The organism is Fictibacillus barbaricus (assembly GCF_014635025.1).
GTDB classification, from domain to species: Bacteria; Bacillota; Bacilli; order Bacillales; family Fictibacillaceae; genus Fictibacillus; species Fictibacillus barbaricus.
In genome coordinates this window covers 280,660-302,988 of sequence record NZ_BMCE01000001.1, presented here as the reverse complement: position 1 = coordinate 302,988, position 22,329 = coordinate 280,660, and the positions used below count along the sequence as shown (strand labels likewise).

General features: G+C 44.0%; 22 protein-coding genes. 5 read left to right on the top strand and 17 right to left on the bottom strand.

Annotation, left to right across the window (positions count from 1 at the left end):
* Position 1 precedes the first annotated feature (1 nt).
* Complete coding sequence (locus IEV52_RS01515) at positions 2–697, top strand: OmpA/MotB family protein (RefSeq protein ID WP_188400773.1); 696 nt, start codon at positions 2–4, stop codon at positions 695–697.
* A gap of 40 nt (positions 698–737) precedes the next feature.
* On the opposite strand, the gene IEV52_RS01510 is transcribed toward IEV52_RS01515, so the two are convergent.
* The 12 genes from IEV52_RS01510 to IEV52_RS01455 all read right to left on the bottom strand — a co-directional run bounded on the left by IEV52_RS01510 (position 738) and on the right by IEV52_RS01455 (position 12,620).
* The gene (locus IEV52_RS01510) at positions 738–1,607 is read right to left on the bottom strand and encodes an AraC family transcriptional regulator (RefSeq protein WP_188400772.1); all 870 of its coding nucleotides are present in this window, start codon (positions 1,605–1,607) and stop codon (positions 738–740) included.
* Positions 1,608–1,792: 185 nt separating this feature from the next.
* Positions 1,793–2,758, bottom strand: coding sequence for a DMT family transporter (locus IEV52_RS01505; protein WP_188400771.1), 966 nt, complete (start codon positions 2,756–2,758; stop codon positions 1,793–1,795).
* 163 nt (positions 2,759–2,921) lie between these two features.
* Positions 2,922–3,401 (bottom strand): site-2 protease family protein, encoded by a 480-nt coding sequence (locus IEV52_RS01500; RefSeq protein ID WP_188400770.1) that lies wholly within the window; start codon positions 3,399–3,401, stop codon positions 2,922–2,924.
* Between the two features lie 293 nt (positions 3,402–3,694).
* The gene (locus IEV52_RS01495) at positions 3,695–4,225 is read right to left on the bottom strand and encodes a chromate transporter (RefSeq protein WP_188400769.1); all 531 of its coding nucleotides are present in this window, start codon (positions 4,223–4,225) and stop codon (positions 3,695–3,697) included.
* Positions 4,222–4,803 carry a chromate transporter gene (locus tag IEV52_RS01490; RefSeq protein ID WP_188400768.1) on the bottom strand — a complete coding sequence of 194 codons (582 nt, stop codon included), beginning with the start codon at positions 4,801–4,803 and terminating at the stop codon, positions 4,222–4,224. The genes IEV52_RS01495 and IEV52_RS01490 overlap by 4 nt, the downstream gene beginning before the upstream one ends.
* A gap of 39 nt (positions 4,804–4,842) precedes the next feature.
* On the bottom strand, positions 4,843–6,486 hold the full coding sequence (locus IEV52_RS01485; protein ID WP_205724041.1) for a gamma-glutamyltransferase family protein: 1,644 nt from the start codon (positions 6,484–6,486) through the stop codon (positions 4,843–4,845).
* Between the two features lie 5 nt (positions 6,487–6,491).
* Positions 6,492–7,466: an ABC transporter ATP-binding protein gene (locus IEV52_RS01480; RefSeq protein WP_188400767.1), complete on the bottom strand. Its 975-nt coding sequence runs from the start codon at positions 7,464–7,466 to the stop codon at positions 6,492–6,494.
* Positions 7,438–8,445 carry an ABC transporter ATP-binding protein gene (locus tag IEV52_RS01475; RefSeq protein ID WP_188400766.1) on the bottom strand — a complete coding sequence of 336 codons (1,008 nt, stop codon included), beginning with the start codon at positions 8,443–8,445 and terminating at the stop codon, positions 7,438–7,440. The genes IEV52_RS01480 and IEV52_RS01475 overlap by 29 nt, the downstream gene beginning before the upstream one ends.
* Before the next feature lie 8 nt (positions 8,446–8,453).
* Positions 8,454–9,983, bottom strand: coding sequence for a glutathione ABC transporter substrate-binding protein (locus IEV52_RS01470; protein ID WP_188400765.1), 1,530 nt, complete (start codon positions 9,981–9,983; stop codon positions 8,454–8,456).
* A gap of 16 nt (positions 9,984–9,999) precedes the next feature.
* Entirely contained in the window at positions 10,000–10,896 is an 897-nt protein-coding gene (locus IEV52_RS01465) for an ABC transporter permease (protein WP_188400764.1), read from the bottom strand.
* 18 nt (positions 10,897–10,914) lie between these two features.
* Entirely contained in the window at positions 10,915–11,856 is a 942-nt protein-coding gene (gene nikB, locus IEV52_RS01460; protein ID WP_188400763.1) for a nickel ABC transporter permease, read from the bottom strand.
* A 314-nt stretch (positions 11,857–12,170) separates the two neighbouring features.
* The gene (locus tag IEV52_RS01455) at positions 12,171–12,620 is read right to left on the bottom strand and encodes an Lrp/AsnC family transcriptional regulator (RefSeq protein ID WP_188402198.1); all 450 of its coding nucleotides are present in this window, start codon (positions 12,618–12,620) and stop codon (positions 12,171–12,173) included.
* 276 nt (positions 12,621–12,896) lie between these two features.
* Between IEV52_RS01455 and yhfH the strand changes: the two genes are divergently transcribed.
* The 3 genes from yhfH (at position 12,897) to aceA (ending at position 16,212) form a co-directional block, all read left to right on the top strand.
* Entirely contained in the window at positions 12,897–13,028 is a 132-nt protein-coding gene (yhfH, locus tag IEV52_RS01450) for a protein YhfH (RefSeq protein WP_188400762.1), read from the top strand.
* A gap of 83 nt (positions 13,029–13,111) precedes the next feature.
* On the top strand, positions 13,112–14,701 hold the full coding sequence (gene aceB, locus IEV52_RS01445) for a malate synthase A (RefSeq protein ID WP_188400761.1): 1,590 nt from the start codon (positions 13,112–13,114) through the stop codon (positions 14,699–14,701).
* A gap of 224 nt (positions 14,702–14,925) precedes the next feature.
* Complete coding sequence (gene aceA, locus IEV52_RS01440) at positions 14,926–16,212, top strand: isocitrate lyase (RefSeq protein WP_188400760.1); 1,287 nt, start codon at positions 14,926–14,928, stop codon at positions 16,210–16,212.
* Between the two features lie 131 nt (positions 16,213–16,343).
* On the opposite strand, the gene IEV52_RS01435 is transcribed toward aceA, so the two are convergent.
* The 3 genes from IEV52_RS01435 to IEV52_RS01425 all read right to left on the bottom strand — a co-directional run bounded on the left by IEV52_RS01435 (position 16,344) and on the right by IEV52_RS01425 (position 19,245).
* Positions 16,344–17,303: an ABC transporter permease gene (locus IEV52_RS01435; protein ID WP_188400759.1), complete on the bottom strand. Its 960-nt coding sequence runs from the start codon at positions 17,301–17,303 to the stop codon at positions 16,344–16,346.
* Complete coding sequence (locus tag IEV52_RS01430; protein WP_188400758.1) at positions 17,275–18,225, bottom strand: ABC transporter ATP-binding protein; 951 nt, start codon at positions 18,223–18,225, stop codon at positions 17,275–17,277. The genes IEV52_RS01435 and IEV52_RS01430 overlap by 29 nt, the downstream gene beginning before the upstream one ends.
* Before the next feature lie 102 nt (positions 18,226–18,327).
* Positions 18,328–19,245, bottom strand: a complete 918-nt coding sequence (locus IEV52_RS01425; protein WP_188400757.1) for a DMT family transporter — start codon at positions 19,243–19,245, stop codon at positions 18,328–18,330.
* Positions 19,246–19,605: 360 nt separating this feature from the next.
* On the opposite strand from IEV52_RS01425, the gene IEV52_RS01420 reads away from it, so the two are divergent.
* Entirely contained in the window at positions 19,606–20,523 is a 918-nt protein-coding gene (locus IEV52_RS01420; RefSeq protein WP_188400756.1) for a DMT family transporter, read from the top strand.
* 22 nt (positions 20,524–20,545) lie between these two features.
* On the opposite strand, the gene IEV52_RS01415 is transcribed toward IEV52_RS01420, so the two are convergent.
* On the bottom strand, positions 20,546–21,562 hold the full coding sequence (locus IEV52_RS01415) for a thiazole biosynthesis adenylyltransferase ThiF (protein ID WP_188400755.1): 1,017 nt from the start codon (positions 21,560–21,562) through the stop codon (positions 20,546–20,548).
* Positions 21,559–22,326, bottom strand: a complete 768-nt coding sequence (locus IEV52_RS01410) for a thiazole synthase (RefSeq protein ID WP_188400754.1) — start codon at positions 22,324–22,326, stop codon at positions 21,559–21,561. Before IEV52_RS01410 ends, IEV52_RS01415 begins: the two co-directional genes overlap by 4 nt.
* Positions 22,327–22,329 lie beyond the last annotated feature (3 nt).

The window sequence follows — 22,329 nt, the reverse complement described above, 5'->3', positions numbered from 1 at the left end:
TATGAAGGCGCGCAGATCATACTACCACGACGAAAGCCAAGAAACGCAAGAAATCTTCTGGCCGAGTTTTACGGATATGATGTCCATGATGGTGCTTGTTATGATTTTTATCGCCATACTCGCTTACGTACAGAGTATCTATAACGCGTATGACCAAGCACAGATCAAGCGGGAACTCGGTCAGGTCGCCGAGGTGAAGAAACATATCTCTGACCTGATTCAAAAACAGCTCGAGGAAAACGTTGGAAAAGACAAGATCATTCGCGGTCCGAACAACACGATCTCCGTGGAAGGAAACATCCTCTTTGATACGGGAAGTGCAGAGATCTCTGCTAAAGGAAAACAAGTCCTTGATCCGTTAGCGGATGCACTTGCTGCGATCATCGAGGAAAAAGACATGAGTCAGTACCTCTATATCATCCTGATCGAAGGCCATACGGATTCAGTGCCGTATGACAACTGGTCCCTTTCGACTCAGCGTGCAGTTGCTGTCGTTGATTATCTCGGAAAAGCGAATCCAAAACTGGCGAAAAAAGAGTATGCTCAATACTTGGCAGCTACAGGCTACAGCGAGTATAAGCCGATCGAAAAAGGAAACTCTTCTGAAGCTCTCCAAAAGAACCGCCGAATCTCGTTTCAAATCATATTGGATGACGACAAATGGCAGAGCAAGCTGAAGGAGATCGTGGAGCAGTAGACACCAAAAAGCACCGGCCCTAGAGCCGATGCTTTTTTATCTATTTCTTCACGACGGGTATCCAGATCTCACTTTTAAACGTTGGTGATGTGGTATCCTTATCAGCGTTCCACAGTATCTCTGGCCCTTCCGTCTGCTCGTAAGATGAAGACGGAAACCATTCCGAGTAAATGCGTCCCCAGACATTCTGCAATGTTTCAGGAAAAGGTCCTGTCGCTTCAAAAACGGCCCACGTTGATGCTGCAACTTCAAGCTTCACTAAATGATCCGGGCATTCCACCATCGTTGCGACCCCAATATAATGATCGAGCTCACTGTTCTCAAGCAACCGGTCAGAAAAGTTAGCTGATGCACTAATCAGTCCTTTTGGCTCGGTATTAGAAAGGCTCTTAAGCATATTAATCGTGTTCATATCAAGACTTTGCCACATAGCTGCAATTTCCGGATTTACTCCTTCATAGATCAAAGGAACTCTTTTCTTGATCCCCACGATATGAAAAGCTTCTTTTTCAACAATACGGTAGTTCATTTCATTCCCTCCCTTTATCGATAATTGAAAGGACATGCGTGGAAATGCTTTTAAAGAATGACCGTTTTTCCTTGCCTCTGACGGTGTTGCACCATGTAACTGATGAAAAGCTTTTGTAAAAGCATCTGGTGAACTGTATCCGTACTTTACCGCAACATCAATAACCTTTGACTCGCCGTTCATTAGCTCAAAAGCGGCGAGCGTTAGTCTCCGCCGGCGAATATACTCCGATAGAGGGACACCCGCTAGAAAAGAAAACATCCTTTTAAAATGAAATTCCGAGCAGCAAGCCCGTCTCGCTACTTCCCGATAATCAATCTCATACTCCAGGTTTTCCTCCATATACTGCAGCGCGTCATTCATATTTTTAAGCGAATCCATTTTAATGCCTCCTTTCAACTTTAGAATAGCAGGTAATAAACCGGCACATCCGACAATTCATGCACCGATATGACGGATTCCTTTATTACACAAAAAACAACCGCTGCTGCGGGCAACGGCTGTTCCAATTACTATATAAAAAGGGGGGGTAGTACTACTATTCCCAACTCACAATTTTTTATTCATCATTTTGCAAGTTTCATAGATTTTTTTTGTACTACATCCGTTTTTCCGTAATAGCTGTGTAAAAACATCCCTAGCATGATAACAAGAACGCCTAGCATAGAGAGCAAAGTCGGGCTCGCGATCGATAACAGCCACATCTCACCGGCAAGCACAAAAATGATCTCAGCAGATTGGGTCGCTTCCACGCCTGCTAGTTTCACAGGGTTGTTCGCACATAGATCTGTCGCCTGGAAAAAGAGAACCGTTGCGATCACACCAGAGGATATTGCGACCAAAAAGCTTTGCCAAAGCTGATCATTTGTTGGCGGCCCGCTCTCTAACCAGCCAAAACCAGCAAGAACGATCCACCAAGGCAGTGAGGCGATCGTCATCCCGAACGCACGCTGAAACGCATCAAGACGCTTATTTGTAACCACCATCATCTTACGGTTTCCAAGCGGATAGGCGATAGCAGCAATCAAGACCGGCAGTACAACGTTCAGCCAAGCAGAGCCATTCACCCCACCTGCTTCCTGCACTTGTACCAATGCAACACCTGCTAGAATGAGAATGGAGAAGCCCAGTCCTTTAAACGGAATCTTTTGACGGGTTGCGCTCCTTTCTTTACCATCTCCTTCATAAAAGAACGGCACTAAAAGCGAGCCTGCTACAATCGTGATCTGCCAGGTGGCCGCAACGAGCCAGGCTTCTCCAAACCCCGCAGCATATGTAATGGGTGCATAAAATAATACAAAACCAACTGAACTCCATAAAAACCATATACCGAATCGTGCTTTTAACTCTTGAAAAACAGGACGCACGTTTCCACGCATCCAAACGATGATCCATAACAGCGGAACCATGTAAAAAAATCGAAGTGCCGCACTCCATTGCCAGCTTCCGCCTGATAAATCCATCGATCTGTTTAAGATAAACGTAACACCAAAGAAAAAGGCCGCCGCAATACCAAGCCATATTGGTTTCATGAAAGTCCCCCGCTTCCCTCTAAAAAATATTCATCTGTTTTGGCTAACATGCCAATTTAAGTTTGAAATTATCTTAACATATGAAAGCAGCATGTATCTGTAAAAAACTCAAAAAATAAAAAGCGCCTAGATTTCGTCCAAACGCTAAAAGGATAGTACTCTATTAACCTAGCGGATTTTTATCGATCGTTTTTCGTTTGATAACATCCCATGCTGCTTTTCCGTCTGTCGGATACCCGTTATGCTCGATGGGAATCAATGAGAAGAATACAAAATAGAAGGAAAAGTAGACAAATTGATAGGTGAAGATCCCTGCTTTAAATACTTCCATGTAGATCAGCATATTGACAATTAACATACTAAGTATCGTGAATAGAGGACCGCCTAAATAAACGGCAACCAAGTGTCTTCTTGTATGGTTTTTCAAATTCTCATATTCACACCAGCCGTCCCAAAAATACAGGGCTCGGATATTACAAGGTCCAATTTTAAGTAATCTGTTCCCGCTACCTATATGAATACGGACTTTTCCGCCCGTAATTTTCCCAAAAAAGAGATGACCTGCTTCGTGTATGAACGTAACGATCGGTAGGACTAAAAAGAATGAAAAGAAAAACTTCCAAACATCTTCAAAACCAAACATGTGCATCCCTCCTATAACCTATTTTTTCTAATACTAGGTATACTGTTACCTAGATGAACAGGGTTCACACTAGGCTTTTGACCTGACTTTTTAACAGAAAAAGTATAGAGAGGTTGGATTTGGCGAAGACGTATAAAATTTTTTGAAGACTTATAAATTATTTTGAAGACTTATAAAGTTTTTTGAAGACTTATAAATCTATTCGAATAAATCATGGTTATCATGGATTTGCACCTGGTTGATTACGCAAAAAATGACTCAAAGTATATGATCTTTGAGTCATCCTTTTATGATCAAGCTAAAAATATTGCTCCATATCCGAGAGATCCTATAATCACGAAAACGGGGGAGACTTTCCACTTTTCCATCAGTAAGAAGCTTGCAGCTGCTAAGAAAAGCGTATGCATCCAGCCTATGCCAACAAAAGATTCAAAGAAGAACTGATAGGCCATGATGCCAAGAAGCACGGCAATGGTCGGTTTTACATATATGCTCATGTTTTTTACCCTTGGTGAATCTTTGAATTTATAGACGAGTCCAAGGAAAGCGACCATCAACACTAGAGAGGGAGCAACTGTGGCAAAAACGCCAACAAAAGCACCGAGCCATCCGCCTTCCTGAAATCCGATATACCCTGCCATTTTTGTAGCGATCGGACCGGGAAGAGCATTTCCGAGTGCCAGAACTTCTGTAAATTCATTTACAGAAAGCCAGTCATACCTGTCCACCACTTCATTTTCAATTAACGGAATCGAAGCAGGCCCGCCGCCATACCCTAAGATACCTGGTATAAAGAATGCGAGAAAGATATGCCAATACGTCATCCCGTTTTCTCTCCTTCCCGCACCTGTACTCTTTCCTCTTTCTTTTCCTTAAGCGGTCCAAAAAGAGCGTATGCCAGTAATAATCCAATTACGATACCAGGATGTACACCGAGAAATTGAAGGAGCACGACTCCCGCAAAAATATGAAGGAGGCTCAGTTTTAAGCCAAGACCTTTTTTAGAGCTATCGAAGAACTGCCATGTAAGTACGGCAAGCATAACGGCAACAACAGGGATAACCCCTTTTGTCATGCCTTGCACCCATGGCTGGTCCTTGAACTCTCTTAATGAGGTTAAAAGTAGAATCATAAGAATGATAGTTGGTAGGATGGAAGCTAAGAGTGCGACAAAGAGACCTAGGATTCCCGCAACCCGATACCCAATATAGCCTGCCATCTTGGTCGCAATGGGTCCAGGCAGCGTGTTCCCTAGCGCCAATACATCTCCAAACTCCTCATCATTCATCCATTTGTATTTTCCGACCACTTCTTTATGAACTAAAGGGATGGAAGAAGGTCCTCCCCCATACCCAAGCATGCCAGACCGGAAAAAGGCGAGAAACAAGTTGAGATATGTCATGTGATCAAGTCCTTTATTCGTGGTTGGTTTTCGTTGTGTTTACCAGGCTGCAATAGAGCCATCCGTTCTTCCTTCTGTTCCTCCTGCAAGGACGCCTGTATCCGGGTCTCTCCAAATGATCTGTCCGCGGCCAAAGTTCCCAGAGTCTAATGCAACCTGGACTTCATGACCACGTCTCGCCAATTCATCTGCTATATGTGGAGGCAGCGAGCGCTCAACGAGTACTTTTTTATCCTCCATCCACTGCCAACGGGGTGCATCAAGAGCGGATTGCGGATTCAGATGAAAATCAACTGTGTTCATGACAACCTGCACATGTCCTTGAGGCTGCATGTATCCTCCCATCACCCCAAACGGACCAACTGCTTTACCGTCTTTTGTTAAGAATCCTGGAATAATCGTATGATATGTTTTTTTGCCTGGTGCGAGTGCATTTTCGTGATCAGGATCAAGAGAGAAATCATGACCCCTGTTCTGAAGACCGATTCCCGTTCCAGGCACAACGACACCCGAACCGAATCCCATGTAATTGCTCTGGATAAACGAAACCATGTTACCTTCTTCATCAGCAGCTGCGAGATATACCGTTCCCCCGCTTGGCGGAGTTCCTGGCTCTGGCTGCAGTGCTTCAGTTCCGATCAGCCCGCGTCTTTCTGCTGCGTACTCCTCAGACAATAAACCTTCTACTGAAACACGCATCCTAACTGAGTCTGTTACATATTTTTTCGCATCGGAAAATGCCAGTTTGATCGCTTCGATCTGTTTATGATACGTGTCAGCTGACTCTTTTTCTGCAAACTCATAGCCCTTTAACGTGTTGAGTGCCATGAGGGCAACGATACCTTGCCCGTTCGGTGGGATCTCCCATACGTCGTATCCTCTATAGTTCACTTTAATGGGATCTACCCACTCCGGGTAAAAAGAAGCTAGATCTTCACTTCGTAAAAATCCACCGTGTGCTTCTGATGCTTCACCTATTCTTTGAGCAAGTGCTCCTCTATAAAAAGACTCTGCTTTCGTTTCAGCGATATCACGCAATGTTTTCGCATGATCTGGTGATCGCCAAACCTCGCCAACTTCAGGGGCTCGGCCGTCAGGTGCAAAGGTCTGGAACCAGCTTTCAAACTCATCACCCTTCAATACCCGCTTATAGGTTTCATACGCTCTTTTCCAGTACTTCCCGAGGATCGGTGTCAGCGGATATCCTTCTTCTGCATATGAGATCGCCGGCTCCATGACTTCCTTAAACGGAAGCTTGCCAAACCGGCTGGATAGCTCGGCCCATGCCGCAGGTGCTCCGGGAACTGTAACAGGAATCCATCCAAACTTTGGCATCTCGTCAAATCCTGCCTTCTTCACTTCTTCGATCGAGATTCTCTTTGGAGCTGGACCGCTTGAGTTCAAGCCATGCAGTTCGCCGTTCATCCAGACAAGCGCAAAAGCGTCCCCGCCAATTCCGTTAGATGTGGGTTCCACAACAGTCAGACAGGCAGCTGTTGCAATCGCTGCATCAACAGCGTTCCCGCCCTTTTTTAAAATATCTAGACCTGCTTGTGCCGCGAGCGGCTGACTCGTTGCCAACATTCCTTTTTTGGCGTACACGGTCATCCTGTGAGATGGATAGGGTGTATGAAGTGCATTGTATTTTAATTTTTGTTTTGTATGCTGTATTGTTTGATTCATTTTCTTCACCTCTCGTGGCAGGCGATAAAATGACCTTCGTCAATTTGGCGCCATGCGGGTTTTTCTGTTGTACAGTGGTCTTTTGCGATCGGACATCGGGTATGGAACGGACATCCTGCCGGCGGGTTGGACGGGCTCGGAAGATCTCCGGTTAAACGGACCCGTTCTCTTTTCCTCCCTACAGCTGGCCTTGGAATGGCTGATAATAATGCCTCTGTGTAAGGATGCGTCGGATTTTCATATAGCTTATCGACTGGCGCAAGCTCCACCATCTGTCCTAAATACATTACGAGTACTCGGTTACAAAGATGGCGAACAACACCAAGATCATGGGATACGAACAAATACGTCAACCCATGCTTCTCCTGAAGGTCTTTTAAAAGCTTAATCACTTGCGCTTGCACTGACACATCAAGTGCTGAAACCGGCTCGTCACATACGATGAATGACGGATTGATCGAGATGGCTCTGGCAATCCCGATACGCTGGCGCTGACCGCCGCTGAACTCATGCGGATAACGGTCATAATGCTCTTCTTTTAAACCTACTTCGTTTAATAATCTAATCACTTTTTCTCTTCGCTTGGGAGCCGAAAGATTCGTATGAATAATAAGAGCTTCCTCTAAAGCATCACCGATCCGCTGTTTTGGATTAAGAGAAGCGTATGGATCCTGAAAGATCATCTGCATCTCTTTTTTAAACGGTTTTAATTGACGCGACGAATGGTTACTAATGTTATTCCCGTTAAAGACCAGTTCTCCTTCTGTCAGTGATTCAAGTCCCAGAATCGTTCTTCCAAGTGTCGATTTGCCGCACCCCGATTCACCGACAACACCAAGTGTCTCACCCTTATAAATATCAAGCGTGATGCCATCGACCGCTTTCACATGGCTTTTTACCCGCTGCAGCATGCCGCCTTTAACGGGATAGTACTTTTTTACATTTTTTACGCTATAAAGAACTTGCTCGTCTACCGCCATTCTGAGCGACCTCCTCCTCTTGCAGCCAGCATCGTACATGTTGTTTATCTGTTACAGAAAACGTTTTAGGTGATTCATGGAAACATTTATCAAAAGCATGAGGACAACGGGGATGAAAACGGCATCCGCTGATCTGTTCATTCAACATCGGCATCGATCCAGCAATCGGCTTCAGATCAAAGTCTGGATCATCCACATTCGGTACAGAAGATAAAAGGCCCTTCGTGTAAGGATGCTGCGGGTTCTCAAATATTTCTTCTACCCGTCCTTCTTCAATAACCTCTCCTGCATACATGACGATCACACGGTCAGCGATCTCAGCCACAACACCCATGTCATGCGTGATCATGATCATGCTCATGTCCAGCTGCTCTTTGAGATCGTTCAACAGATCAATAATCTGAGCTTGGATGGTTACATCCAGCGCCGTTGTCGGTTCGTCAGCAATCAAAAGAGATGGATTACAGGATAATGCGATCGCAATCATAACACGCTGTCTCATACCGCCGCTCAACTCATGCGGATATTGATTCATCCGCTCAGCAGGTGAAGGAATGCCAACCATTTTTAAAAGCTCGATTCCTCTTGCATGCGCTTTTTTCTTTGATAGTTTCTGGTGGATCATCAGTGGTTCACGAATTTGAAAACCAACTGTAAATACTGGATTTAAGGCAGTCATGGGTTCCTGAAAAATCATGGATACATCGTTGCCGCGCAGCCTTTGCATTTCTTTTGGAGACATGGAAGCTAAGTTCTGATCGTTGAACGTAATAGAACCATCTGTTATTAATCCGTTTGAAGGCAGAAGTCCCATGATGGAAAGGGCTGTGATACTTTTACCACAGCCCGATTCTCCAACGATGCAGAGCGTTTCTCCTTTTTTTACAGAAAAAGAGGCGCCGCGGACAGCCGGCAAAAGACCGTCCGCAGACTTAAACTTTGTCACGAGATTTGTCACTTCTAACACAGTATCTTTCATCGTTATCCCTACTCTCTATGAACGCTGTATAGTGACCACTGTCCTGTAGGTTCCATCTTAAAGCCTTTAACCGATTTATCGTACGCTGCTGAAGCGATCCCATGGTAGATCGGCAGAACCGGCAGCTGTGTCATCACGTATTCATCTGCTTTTGTTAAAATTTCCTGGCGCTGCTCTTGATCCACAACAGAGCGGGATTCGTCGATCAACTTATCAAGCTCTGCATCTTTATAGCGGCTTAAGTTTGTTGCATCGATGTTTGCAGAATGAAGACGCGGGAACAATAGTTCACTTCCATCACCCGTTACGTTCGACCAGCCGGCAATTGTGATATCAAAGTCACCTGTTTTGGAAACATCCAGATAGGTGCCCCACTCAAGTGTTTCAATCTTTGCTGGAATGCCGACTTCTTTTAACTGAGCTTGAATGACTTCAGCCATGTTCATGTATGATGCTGTATTCGCAACAAGCATTTTGACTTCTTTCTTATCAAAACCGTTTGCTTTAACTAGTTCTTTTGCTTTTTCTTGATCAAACTTAGGCCCTTTATCGTCTTTTGGATGTCCGAACACTTCTGGACCAATAAATGTGTTGGAGTAAACGCCTAATCCGTTCAGCTTTTTCAGATAGCCTTCTCGGTTGATGGCGTGAGATACAGCTTGTCTGAACTTAAGGTCGTTCATCGGCGCTTTTTCCATGTTGAATGCCAGGTAATAAACAGGTGTTCCATCCACTTTTTGTGTTTCTACATTCTTGATTTTTTCAAGGCGCGGCATAAGCTCTGGAGCTAAACCGTCAATTAATTGAACCTTTCCCGTCTGAAGCATCGAGATGGCTGTTGATACTTCTGGAACGACAGTAAACGTAAGCTTCTCCAGCTTGGCCGGCTTCTGCCAATAGTCCTCATTTTTTACAAGAACAATATCATCGCCGTTTACTTTTTCAGAGAATTTAAAAGGTCCTGTACCCACAGGATCCTTCATGAGATCCTGTTTCTTATCAGCTGCAGGAGAGACGATCGCAGCATTGGAGTGTGTTAAAGCGGCAAGCATCGGACCGTATGGCTTCTCCGTTTTTAACACTACCGTATGTTCATCTTGAACTTCGATCGATGAAACAGGTGCAAGAAGAGAAGCGCGTGGTGCTGCGGTTTTTGGATCTTTTAACTTATCGAACGTATATTTAACCGATTCTGCGTTAAAAGGTGTACCATCATGGAACTTAATATCTTTCTTTAACTTGATCACCCATGTGTTCTCATCAGGGTTCTCAACGGATTCTGCAAGGTGAGGAACGATCTCGCCCTTGCTGTCACGGACGAACAGGGTTTCGTAGATCTGTTCAATCACAGTGGATGATACAGAATCATTCGTAAGGATCGGTGACAGGCCTACCACTTTGGATGTTGTAGCATACGTTAATTCCTGCTCAGGACTGCCGGCACTTCCTCCTGATGAAGAGTTGCTGCTGCAACCTACTAAAGCTAAAGACAATACAAAAAGAACGGTCAGCAAACTAGTAAACCACTTTTTTCCCATTTGAAATCTCCCCCTTTTATTTATCCAAACTCATCCCTTGATCTAACGCGTCGCGAAGAGCGTCACCCACAACATTAAACGCAAATACTACAAGCATGATCGCAATACCTGGAATAACGATCATGTGGGGTGATGTCCACATGTACTCTTGACCTGCAGCGATCATCGCTCCCCATTCAGGAGTCGGAGGCTGTGCCCCTAATCCTAAAAAACTTAGTGATGCAGTTGATAGGATCGCTGTCGCCATCCTCATTGTTGCAAATACGATGATAGGCGCTGTACAGTTAGGCAGGACATGTTTTATCATGATACGAAGGTCGCTTGCACCAAGCGATTTCATGGCGATAATGTACTCTTGTTTTTTGATCGAGAGGACACTGCCCCTCACGATCCTCGCACATGTCGGAATGGACCAGATACTAATCGCGATCACTACGTTCACAAGGCTTGTCCCTAAGATGGCGATGATCAGCATGGCTAGCAGAATACCAGGAAAAGCAAACATTAAATCTACAAATCTCATAATGATGCCATCTAATCGTCTGTAATAGCCAGATAGCAGTCCAAGGATCACCCCGCCTGTTAACCCAAGACTTACAGCTCCAACTCCGACCAGTAATGAAATTCTCGCACCATACACGATTCTGCTCCAAATGTCTCGTCCATAGTTATCAGTACCCAGCCAGTGCCCTTCTGTGCCGATCGGCATCTCACTTAGTTCCAAGTTTTGTTTATTGGGATCGATCTGAACGATAGCTGGTGCTGCAAGAGCCATAAAAAGCTGTAAGGCGATGATGATCAAGCCTACAATCGCCATCTTGTTTTTGATCAATCTTTTCCATGTTTTTAACAGTGCGAACTCTTTCCTTTTCTTATGTGCAGGTACTTGCTGTGCAACCACTTCCATTGACATGTTATCCCCCCTTCACGTTTATTCGTAACTGATTCTTGGATCAATAAAGGCATACACGATATCGACAATAAGGTTTACTAATACAAATAGTGTTGCTACAAGAAGAACCGAGCCTTGTACCATCGGAAAGTCACGAGCGGCGATCGATTCGATCATGAGCCTTCCTACTCCATTGATGGCAAAAACAGATTCTGTAATGATGGTGCCTCCGAGTAAGAAGCCAAAGTTTAGGCCGATTACTGTAATAACGGGAATCATGGCGTTTCTTAAGCAGTGAAGCATAATGACTGTTCTTTCACGAACTCCCTTCGCTCTTGCGGTTCGTACATAGTCTGCTCGTATCACTTCAAGCATCGCTGACCGGCTCATACGGGCGATCATGGCGGCTGATCCTGTACCAAGCGTAATGGCAGGGAGTGCAAGTTGTTTCATTCCTTCAATCGTCCAGAACGGTTCGGTCAGTCCTCCTACAGGGAACCACTGCAGATTCACGGCAAAAACGAGGATTAAGATGGCACCCAGCCAAAAGTTAGGTATAGAGATTCCTCCAAGGGCAATGACTGTACTGAGTCCGTCAAACCAGGTGTTATGTTTTAAGGCTGAAATAATGCCTGTTGTTACACCGATTACGATAGCTACTATGATACTTGCGATGGCCAGATTCAGTGTGTTTGGAAAACGATCAATAATAGCTTCTGACACTGCTTGTTTCGTTTGATAAGAGAATCCTAAGTCACCAGTAAATATGCCTCTTAAATAATCAAAATATTGAGTGAGCAAAGGTTCGTTTAACCCAAGGTTCTCCCTTATCGCTTCTACGTCTTCTTTAGTAGCAGTCGGACCGCCGATGATGCTTGCAGGGTCTCCTGGTGCAATGTGCATACTCATGAAAACGATGAATGAAATACCTATTAATAAGAGCACTAGCTGAAAAACGCGCCTTACAATCAGACCTGCCATTTCCTCTTCACCTCTCCCCTTTTTTTGATTTATCGATTGTTTTAAACTGAATTACACTCCGTTTGTTAGTCTAAAATTAGTTTTGGATTAACAAACGTAATTATGTTGTTTCTGATTATAAAATAAATTCAGAATATTTTCTATATAAAAACTTAATTTAGTTCTATGTTCATGCCCCTCTTTTTTACAGCAGTTACTAACGGACTAGCAATTATGTTTGGCGGTAGTATGTTTAACCTATGAAATCGGATAAGAAGGCAATTAAAAAAGGCTAAAGAAAGCCGATTGGCTTCTTTAACCTTTTATATTTTTTATTATAATTTAAGCCCTGATCTGCTTTTAAAGCGTCTAAGCAAGATATGTGATTCTACTCTAGAGATTCCTTTTATCCCATACAGCTCATTGTTTATGAATTTTTCTAGGGATGGAAAGTCCTCTACGAGTACATGCATATGCAGGGTACTCGGTCCCGTCATCTGGTAACAGCTTGCAACACTTGGATTATTTACGAGCTTCTCCGCTACTTTTACTAAGTATGCTGGTTCACAGTCCACTTCAAAGAATGCTGAAACCGTCTTACCAACAGCCTCCGAATCTATCACAACGCTAAACTTTTCAATAATGCCAGCTTTTCTCATCTGATTAACACGTTCACGAACAGAGACCCGTGAAAGATTCAATTCTTTGCCGATCTCCGCATACGACATCCTTCCGTCTTGTGTTAACAGCTCTAATATTTTACGATCTGTACCATCTATTTTCAATTTGCTCACCACACTTACTCTGAATGTGTTCATTGTAAGCGTTATTTTCCAAAAATTCAAATAGCCACTAGGATGTATTACAACTTTCTGTATTACAACAGTTTAAAATAGAAATAGAATCTTGATAAACGCTGATATACTTGGGAAAACGATGGGACAGATGACTCATTTTCTCAAAAAAACAAAAAATGTTATAAAACAGGTGTTGCAAAATCAAATCTGTTATAATACAATGCATTATAATCAAATCAAAAAACAAAACAGGAGGAAATTAAAATGAAAAATTACTTGGAGCTTCACCGCAACATGCCAGAAAAAACGTGTACAGAATGTGGATGTGTGATCGAGGAGCAGCACGAATCTTACCTTTACGAGTGTGAACGCTGCATGGGAAAACACGAAAGGTAAATTTTTTTACATTCCCTGTTATATAACAATATCTACAGAAAAGCATCTGTTTGATAACATATTCAGAAAGGACTGTGGAATAAGTGACCATTGATACCTCTAATCTTCAAGTGTTAGGCAATTTAACCCCAGCGTATGAAAAGATATTAACACCAGGTGCCATTCTTTTTTTAAAGTCCCTGCACCACCACTTCAATAACATTAGAAAAGAACTTCTAGAACAGCGTAAAGAAAAACAAAAAGAAATTGATTCTGGTATCCTTCCCGCCTTTTTACCGGAAACCGAACATATAAGAAACGGCAATTGGACGATCTCGCCTCTTCCTCAAGATCTTCAAGACCGCCGAGTAGAGATCACAGGACCCGTTGACCGGAAAATGGTGATCAATGCGCTTAACTCAGGTGCCAAACTATTTATGGCTGACCTTGAAGATTCCAACTCTCCTACTTGGGAAAACACGATTGAGGGTCATATCAACCTAAAAGATGCGGTTAACCGGACTATCTCTTTTACTGGAAATAACGGAAAAAAATATACATTGAATAACGAGATCGCCACGTTGATCGTGCGCCCAAGGGGCTGGCATCTAGAAGAAAAACATATTGTTGTCGACGACGAACCGATGTCTGGAAGTTTAGTAGATTTTGGCCTTTATTTTTATCACAACGCCAAGACACTGATTGAAAAGGGTTCTGGTCCTTATTTTTACCTTCCTAAAATGGAGAGCCATAAAGAGGCTCGTCTCTGGAATGATGTGTTCATCTACTCGCAAGAACAGCTTGGGATTCCTAGGGGAACAATCAAGGCAACCGTACTGATTGAGACCATTGTTGCTGCTTTTGAGATGGATGAAATTTTATATGAGCTGCGTGAACATTCAGCAGGCGTGAACTGTGGACGCTGGGACTACATCTTCAGCTATATAAAGAAGTTCCGCAGCCAGCCTCATGTTATTCTGCCTGACCGATCGCTTGTTACGATGACTGTACCATTCATGAGGTCCTATTCTCTTCTTGCCATCAAGACGTGCCACAAACGAAATGCGCCTGCAATCGGCGGGATGGCGGCACAGATTCCGATTAAAAATGATGAAGAAGCCAATGCTGCTGCTTTTGAAAAAGTGCGTGCTGATAAAGAGCGTGAGGCTTCTGATGGCCATGACGGGACATGGGTTGCCCACCCGGGACTTGTACCTGTAGCTATGGAAGTGTTCGATCGGATCATGCCAGAGCCGAACCAAATCGACCGAAAGCGTGAAGACGTGGTCGTGACAGCTGACGATTTAGTAGCTGTACCAGAAGGCGAAATTACAGAAGAAGGTTTGCGCGTCAACATCAGTGTCGGCATCCAATATATCGCTTCATGGCTAAGAGGAAAAGGTGCTGCGCCGATCAATCATCTTATGGAGGATGCGGCAACAGCTGAAATCTCACGAGCCCAAGTGTGGCAATGGATCCGTCATCCTAAAGGCATCCTGAACGATGGCCGCAAAGTAACGTTTGAGCTGGTAGAGGAACTAAAACTGCAGGAAGTTCAAAAACTGAAGCAAGGAATGAGTGAGGATTCATTCAATTCTGGCCGCTTTTTAGAGGCCGTGCAATTGTTTGACGAACTGATTCGTGATGATGAGTTTCAGGATTTCTTAACCAACCGAGGCTATGAAGTGTTGTAGGTTTTAAAAAAAGCAAACAGTTAACGATTGGAGCGGAGGATGCGAGACTCCTGCGGGAGCAGCGGGACAGGTGAGACACAGAAGGCGCAAAGCGCCAAGGTGGCTCAACGCACGCCCCGCGGAAAGCGAGTATCTTGGAGCGGAAATCAACCACCCACCCCTCTTTTTTAATAACTTAAAATCAGCTTTTTACAAAAAACTAAAAAACTTAAGGAGCGAGATGAATGAATCAATCACGTGTGGAGAAGTTAAAGGAAATGTGGCAGAACGAAGAGCGCTGGCAAGGGGTTACGCGTCCTTATACAGCGGAAGAGGTTATCCGTTTACGCGGTTCGATCGATGTTGAACACACTTTGGCAAAACGGGGAGCAGAAAAGTTCTGGGACCTGCTTCAAAACGAGACATATGTAAACGCTTTAGGAGCTTTAACGGGCAATCAGGCGGTCCAGCAAGCAAAGGCAGGTCTGAAAGCCGTATACTTAAGCGGTTGGCAGGTCGCTGCAGATGCCAACCTATCAGGAAACATGTATCCAGACCAAAGCTTGTACCCGGCAAACTCGGTTCCACACGTGGTAAAACGCATTAACTCTGCTCTTCAGCGCGCCGATCAGATTCAGCACATGGAAGGCGGAAATGAAGTCGATTACTTCTTGCCGATTGTTGCGGATGCCGAAGCTGGTTTTGGCGGACAGCTTAACGTATTTGAGCTCATGAAAGGCATGATTGAGTCCGGTGCTTCTGCAGTTCACTTTGAAGATCAGTTATCTTCTGAGAAAAAGTGCGGTCATCTTGGCGGAAAAGTATTGCTGCCGACTCAAACAGCAGTGCGCAACCTGATCTCAGCGCGATTGGCTGCTGACGTTATGGGTGTTCCAACTGTATTGATCGCACGTACGGACGCAGATGCTGCTGACTTGATCACGAGTGACATCGACCCGGTTGACCGTGCGTTTATTACAGGCGAACGAACGGCAGAAGGTTTCTATCGTACAAATGCTGGACTGGATCAAGCCATCGCGCGCGGCCTTGCTTATGCGCCATATGCTGATCTCATCTGGTGTGAAACGTCTGAGCCAAATCTGGAGCAAGCGCAGCGTTTTGCCGATGCGATCCACGAGCAGTACCCTGGTAAACTATTAGCCTACAACTGCTCACCTTCTTTTAACTGGAAAAAGAAACTGGATGACGCGACGATTGAGACGTTCCAGCAGCAGCTAGCGGCAATGGGCTACAAGTTCCAGTTCGTTACACTAGCTGGCTTCCATGCCCTTAACCATAGCATGTTCGAACTCGCAAAAGGCTACAAAGCAAGAGGTATGGGCGCTTATTCTGAGCTTCAGCAAAAAGAGTTTGATAGTGAGATTGATGGCTATACGGCTACACGCCACCAGCGTGAAGTAGGAACAGGCTACTTTGACGAAGTAACACAGCTAGTTTCCGGTGGTACAGCTTCTACAACAGCTTTAAAAGGATCGACAGAAGAAGATCAATTTCAGTCACAGCAAGCATAGAGATAGAGTATGAGGATAGGAGTTTCATAAAGAAAGGACAGGAGCTCAGCTCCTGTCCTTTTCAGGTGGACAAATCTAGGATTTGTCCATGGATGGGGACAGACCCGGATCTGTCCCCTACTATTTTACTATTAAGCTTTCACGTCGCGCTTTTGGAAGACTATGAACGTGAGAGCAAGCATTAAGGCTGTATACACCGCGAGTACACTGATAGAGAACGGCAGCGTTAAATCTTTGATGAGCTGGTTTTGCCCATCAATTAATACACTGAGATCCATGTTGGCAAACAAGGTGTAGATGACCCAGTCTTTTGTCGCAAGTAGCGTAACAATGATGTTTCCGGCAAACATTGTAAACATGGCGACCCCAATCGCTATCGAGTTACTCATGAAGAGCGTAGAAATCATAAATGCAAGCACCACAAGTACTGTTAATTCAATAAACTCCAGCCCAATATTTAAGAATACATACTCCACGATCAGTCGTTCTTTAACTTGCTGATCTTCGGTAAACGTTAGATAAACCTGGTCCATACCGCCAAAGCCATATGCTAGGCCACCCACTAACCATGAAGCAACGATGACAGCCAGCCACATAACAAAGGCAAAGCCGAGCGTTGCAAGGAATTTGGATAAAAGGATCTTCCACCTGCTGTAAGGACGAATGAGCAGCATTTTAATCGTACCTTTCGAAAACTCACTTGATACGATATCACTGGCTACCACGATCACGAACAATCCAATCAAGGATGAGATGGGTGCCATGTCTTTCATGAACTGCCAGGCGGTTGTTTCATATGGAGAGATGTCATTGGCAATTGCATATTCGTTCTGCTTGATGTTTGACTCTAGCATCTCGATATAGAAATCATCATCGTTGTTCTTTCTTGCTTCTTCTAGAGCCTTTTTATCATCATTGATGTTTTGTGTCAGCTGTTGTTTCCAATTATTATTTTCTGCTTCATCCGTCGTCACTTTATCATAGACGGCAACACCAATGATAATGATGATTGGAAGTGCGAGGAAGATCCACGTACGTACACGGCTAAAGATCTTAATCCACTCATTCGTTAACAGGGACAGCCACTTCACTCACATCTCCCCCTTTCTTCGTCATCTCCAAGAATCGTTCTTCTAACGTCTTCGTTTTGCGCTGAATGCCCACTACAAGGATACCCGCCAAAACAAGCTGCTTATTCAGCTCTGCGATCGTCTTCATGTCTGCCGTTTGAACAATAATTTCTTTGCCAAAATCTTCAATCACAAGTTCAGGATTCAGCTCAGCTAGAATTTTCTTCGCCTGCAAAAGATCACCCTCGACCTGAAAATGAACTTTTACATCGGCTTCTTCTTCTTGGTTTGAAATCTCATCAATACGTACTAGTTTTCCGTGCTGAATAATGGCCACACGGTCACACATCAATTGCATCTCGGCAAGCATGTGAGAAGACACAACGACAGATGTTCCGTTATTTGCTAAGAGCCGCAGATAGTTCCTCAAGTCATAGATCCCTTGTGGATCCAGTCCGTTTGTCGGCTCGTCCAGAATTAATACATTCGGCTTATGTAATAGCGCCTGTGCTACCCCTAATCGCTGTCTCATCCCAAGCGAGTAGGTTTTAACCTTATCATGGATGGCATACTCTAGATCAACGAGTTGAATGACCTCATCAATTCTTTCCTGTGTAACACCTGGCATAATTCGAGCGTATTGCATCAGATTTTTATAACCTGACATATAATCATACAGCTGCGGGTTCTCAACGATCGCACCAACTCGTTCCATCGCTTTTTCATAGTTCCCGCGAATGTTGTCACCGTTGATAAAAACATCACCATCCGTGATGGAGATCAGCCCCACAATCATGCGGATTGTCGTCGTTTTTCCGGCACCATTCGGACCGAGCAAGCCAAAGATTTCTCCTTCTCTGACAGAAAACGACAGGTCATCCACAATGGTTTTGTTCTTGATCTTTTTCGATAAGTTCTTCAATTCTAACGTATGTGTTGTCATGAAATCCCCAAATCCTCCTATCCAACTCTCTCTTTTTTCAACTATAAATACGATTTATAGCTGAAATAAGTTTCAACTTTTTGTAAATATTTTACTTTTACCCTAAAAGCTTATCTCCTGTTTCATACTCTGTTTTTCTCTTTTAGTTAAGCGTGTGGAGATAAAAACGCCTAAGATGACGAGCACACCGCCTGCTGCTTGATACCAAGCTAGCGTTTCATCAATAAACAGCACCGCAAAAAGAGCAGCAAATACCGGGATTAAGTTCAGAAATACCCCTGCTTTATTCGCTCCAATCCGTTCTACCGCAATGTTCCATGACATAAAAGCAACTATGGATGCGAAAATACCCGTGTAAAAAATGGTAAGGATCGATCCTGTTGACCAGGCGATCTCGGTTGTCAGTGCCTCTCGAACAAAAAAGGGAAACAAAATAAGGATTCCAAGGACCATTGATACAGTGAATGTGCTATAAGCAGGCAATCTTCCGGAAAACTGTTTGATGAGTATAGAATAGATGCTCCAGCAGATGACCGCAGCAATAACGATAAGATCTCCAACGTTAAAAGAAAACTTCAGCAGCACTTCCAGTGAGCCTTTTGAAATAATAAAAAGAAGTCCTAAGAAAGAGAGGATCGCTCCTGCAGCTTGCTGGGCGTTCAATCTCTCACCCATAAAAATGAATGACAACATAAAGATGATTATCGGAGTAGATGAGTTTACGAGTGACGCGTTGATGGAAGTGGTGTAATGAAGAGCTATGTAGAGCAATGTGTTAAAACCAGCAATTCCCGTTACAGCCATGAAAAGTACGATAGGCCACTGTTTTTTCAATAAACCCCACTCTTTACGCAGAAAAGGCCAAGCAAACGGAAGGAAGATCACGAATGCTGTACACCAGCGTAAAAAAGACAGTGTAATTGGAGGCAAACTGCTCGCGATGGCACGTCCAATCACGAAATTACCACCCCAGATCAAGGTAGCGACGACCAGAAGTACATAAGGGTTCACTTTTTTCATCCAACATCACCGCTTCTTTCTCTAATTAAGTCTGTTTGATGTGCAATTGGGTCTTACTGATGGTCAATTAAGTCTTCATTGAAAAAATTAAGTCTAACTCACCATAGATTAAGCCTAAATCCAAAAATATAGGTCATTCGACAAAGTTCTCCATATCCGTATAATCATTTCTCTTACTATAGCAATTTCTACACTTTGGAGAAATGTTTTTGTCACCACTTAACCTAATTAGTCTTTTCGCCTTAATCTGAAAAAATGAAAGCTTTTTATCTGTAAAAACCTTTCGATTGGTAGTACAATGGTAAAATCATTTTAATACTTTACTTCATTAAGTAAAAGCAGAAGAAAGAAGATGACGTGATGAAACCGTATCGAACATATTTAATTTTATTCTTTGTGATGGTCGTATGGGGGCTGAACGTAACCGCGACGAAAATTCTCGTTACAAACTTCATGCCTGTTACGATCACAGGAATTCGTGTTTTAACCGCTGGATTAACGGTATTTCTGCTTCTCTCGCTTATAAAAAAGGTTCGAATACTTACCAAAAAAGAATTTTGGTATGTTTTTCTGGCCTCCATTTTTAATGTTGTGGCACACCATTACTTTCTTTCGATCGGCTTAACGGGAACAACTGCGACAAATGGCGGCCTAATTATGGGGATGTCACCGCTCCTCACAACGATCCTTGCTATCTCGTTCTTGGGTACACCGCTGACACTGCTAAAAACAGTCGGCCTTCTCCTAGGGTTCTCTGGTGTAGCATTCATCGTCCTTGAAGGCAGCCAAGTGGCCGGGATCTCATTTGGTGATGGATACATTTTATTATCAGTGCTCACTCAGGCCGTAAGTTTTATTCTGATCAAACGGGTTGCTCATACGTTGGATCCGCGTTTGATGACAGGCTACATGATGGTGATCGGTTCGCTGTTTTTAATCGTGATTGGGTTGTTTGAAGAGCCTGAAGGATTTGCGGGTGTCATCGAGAACTCAACGGTTTCGCTTTGGCTGATCTATTTTGCTTCGGCCTGTATTGCTACAGCTGTCGGCCACATGCTCTATAACGAGGCGATCGGTAAAATTGGTGCTTCTGAAGCATCCATCTTCATTAACTTGAATCCCTTTTTTGCATTAGTTGGTGCAAATCTATTTTTAGATGAACAGATACTGTTCCAGCATATTCTAGGCTTCCTGCTGATCATTACAGGTGTTCTCCTAGGATCCGGTGCCGTTGAGGAGATTCGAAACAGAAGACTGCGCAAAAAAGATGCGGCTTAGATCCAGCCGGCATCTTTTTTCTTTATCCTATGAATTTGTGGTAGATAGACTTTGCTTCTGCCGTGTTTTTTGTTCCATGTACGAGTGCACGTCCGTCTTTAAAAAGGACCAGGCGATGCGTCTCGTTTTGAACCTCAAGCAGGTACGGATTTCGTCTTACCCTGCCATGTGACACAAGACTTTTCTCCATCTGCTCCAAGTTGATCTCCCGATTGAAAGATGGACGGATCTGCACAGTATCCCTGCCGCATAAAACCGCTGTCTTTAATTCAGACTCTTTTTTCAAGTAAGGGAAAATCGGCTCTGTTCCACAAGACGGACAATCCATCTTCTTGGCCTTTTCCATCCCTAATTGGACTTGCTGATTGGTCCAAAGATCGAACGTAATAATCTTATTCCTGACAGCCTCAAAATCCTCGACCAATATCTTAAGCGCCTCAGCTGTCTGATAAGCAGTCACCATCTGTACCGCTGGCGAGATAATGCCAGCCGTGTCACACGTCTGACCGTTCGCAGGAATTTTATCTAAAAGACAATTCAGACAGGGCCCTTGTCCTGGAATGATGGTGTAGCTGATTCCGTAGCTTCCCACACATGCACCGTATATCCATGGCACCTGATATTTTTGGGCTAAGTCGTTGATCAGTAACCGCGTCTCAAAATTGTCGGTCGCATCCATGATGAGATCGATGCCTGAGATCAGTTCTTCCGCTTCCTCAATGCCCATATCCATTACATGTGCCTGGATCTCTACTTCAGAATTAATTTTCTCTAATCTATTCTTAGCTGCAATAACTTTTGGCAGCTGATTTTTCGCATCTTCTTCTGAGTAAAGCTGCTGACGCTGCAGGTTTGTCCAGTCCACATAATCTCTGTCGACTAAGACGATTCGTTTCACACCAGCACGTGTCAGCGCTTCTGAACTCGCCGCACCGAGCGCTCCCGCTCCAACGATGAGTACACTTTTTTCGCTTATTTTCGCTTGCCCTTCTTTACCGATCGGGCTAAATAATTCCTGTCTTGAATATCGTTCATTCACTTCACACTCAACCCTTCTAAAGGACTGCTGGCTGTTGCCGTTTCTTTTCTTGGGATCCTGCCTGCTTCAAACCCTAACTGTCCAGCTTCTACAGCCATCTTCATCGCCAGTGCCATCTTCACGGGATCTTTTGCACCTGCTACAGCTGTGTTCAACAACACACCATCTGCGCCTAACTCCATGGCTTCAATAGCATCACTCGGCGAGCCGATTCCAGCATCTACGATGACCGGTACAATTGTTTGCTCGATAATGAATTTTAAATAAAGCGGGTTAATGATCCCTTGACCCGAACCGATCGGAGAGGCTGCTGGCATGATGGCATGTGCACCAAGTTCCTCTAATCTCCTTGCCAAAACCACATCATCTGACGTATATGGCAGGACGATGAAGCCTTCTTTTAACAGCTCTTCTGTCGCTTTTAACGTTTCTACTGGGTCTGGCAGCAGCGTTTTGTCGCAGCCGATGACTTCTACCTTTACCATATCACATAATCCGGATGCTTTTGCTAGTTTTGCGATTCGTACGGCTTCCTCTGCCGTTTTTGCTCCGGCCGTATTAGGTAACAGTGTATATTTTTTAAGATCCAGCATTTCTAAAAAGTTAGGCTGGCTAGCTTCAAAGATGTTCATCCTTCTAACAGCAAACGTTAAGATTTCAGATCCGGACGCGTCTACCGCTTTTTTCTGTGTTTCAAAATCCGGGTATTTGCCTGTTCCTAAAAGAAGTCTTGATGAAAATGAATAAGGTCCAATGTTTAACATGAA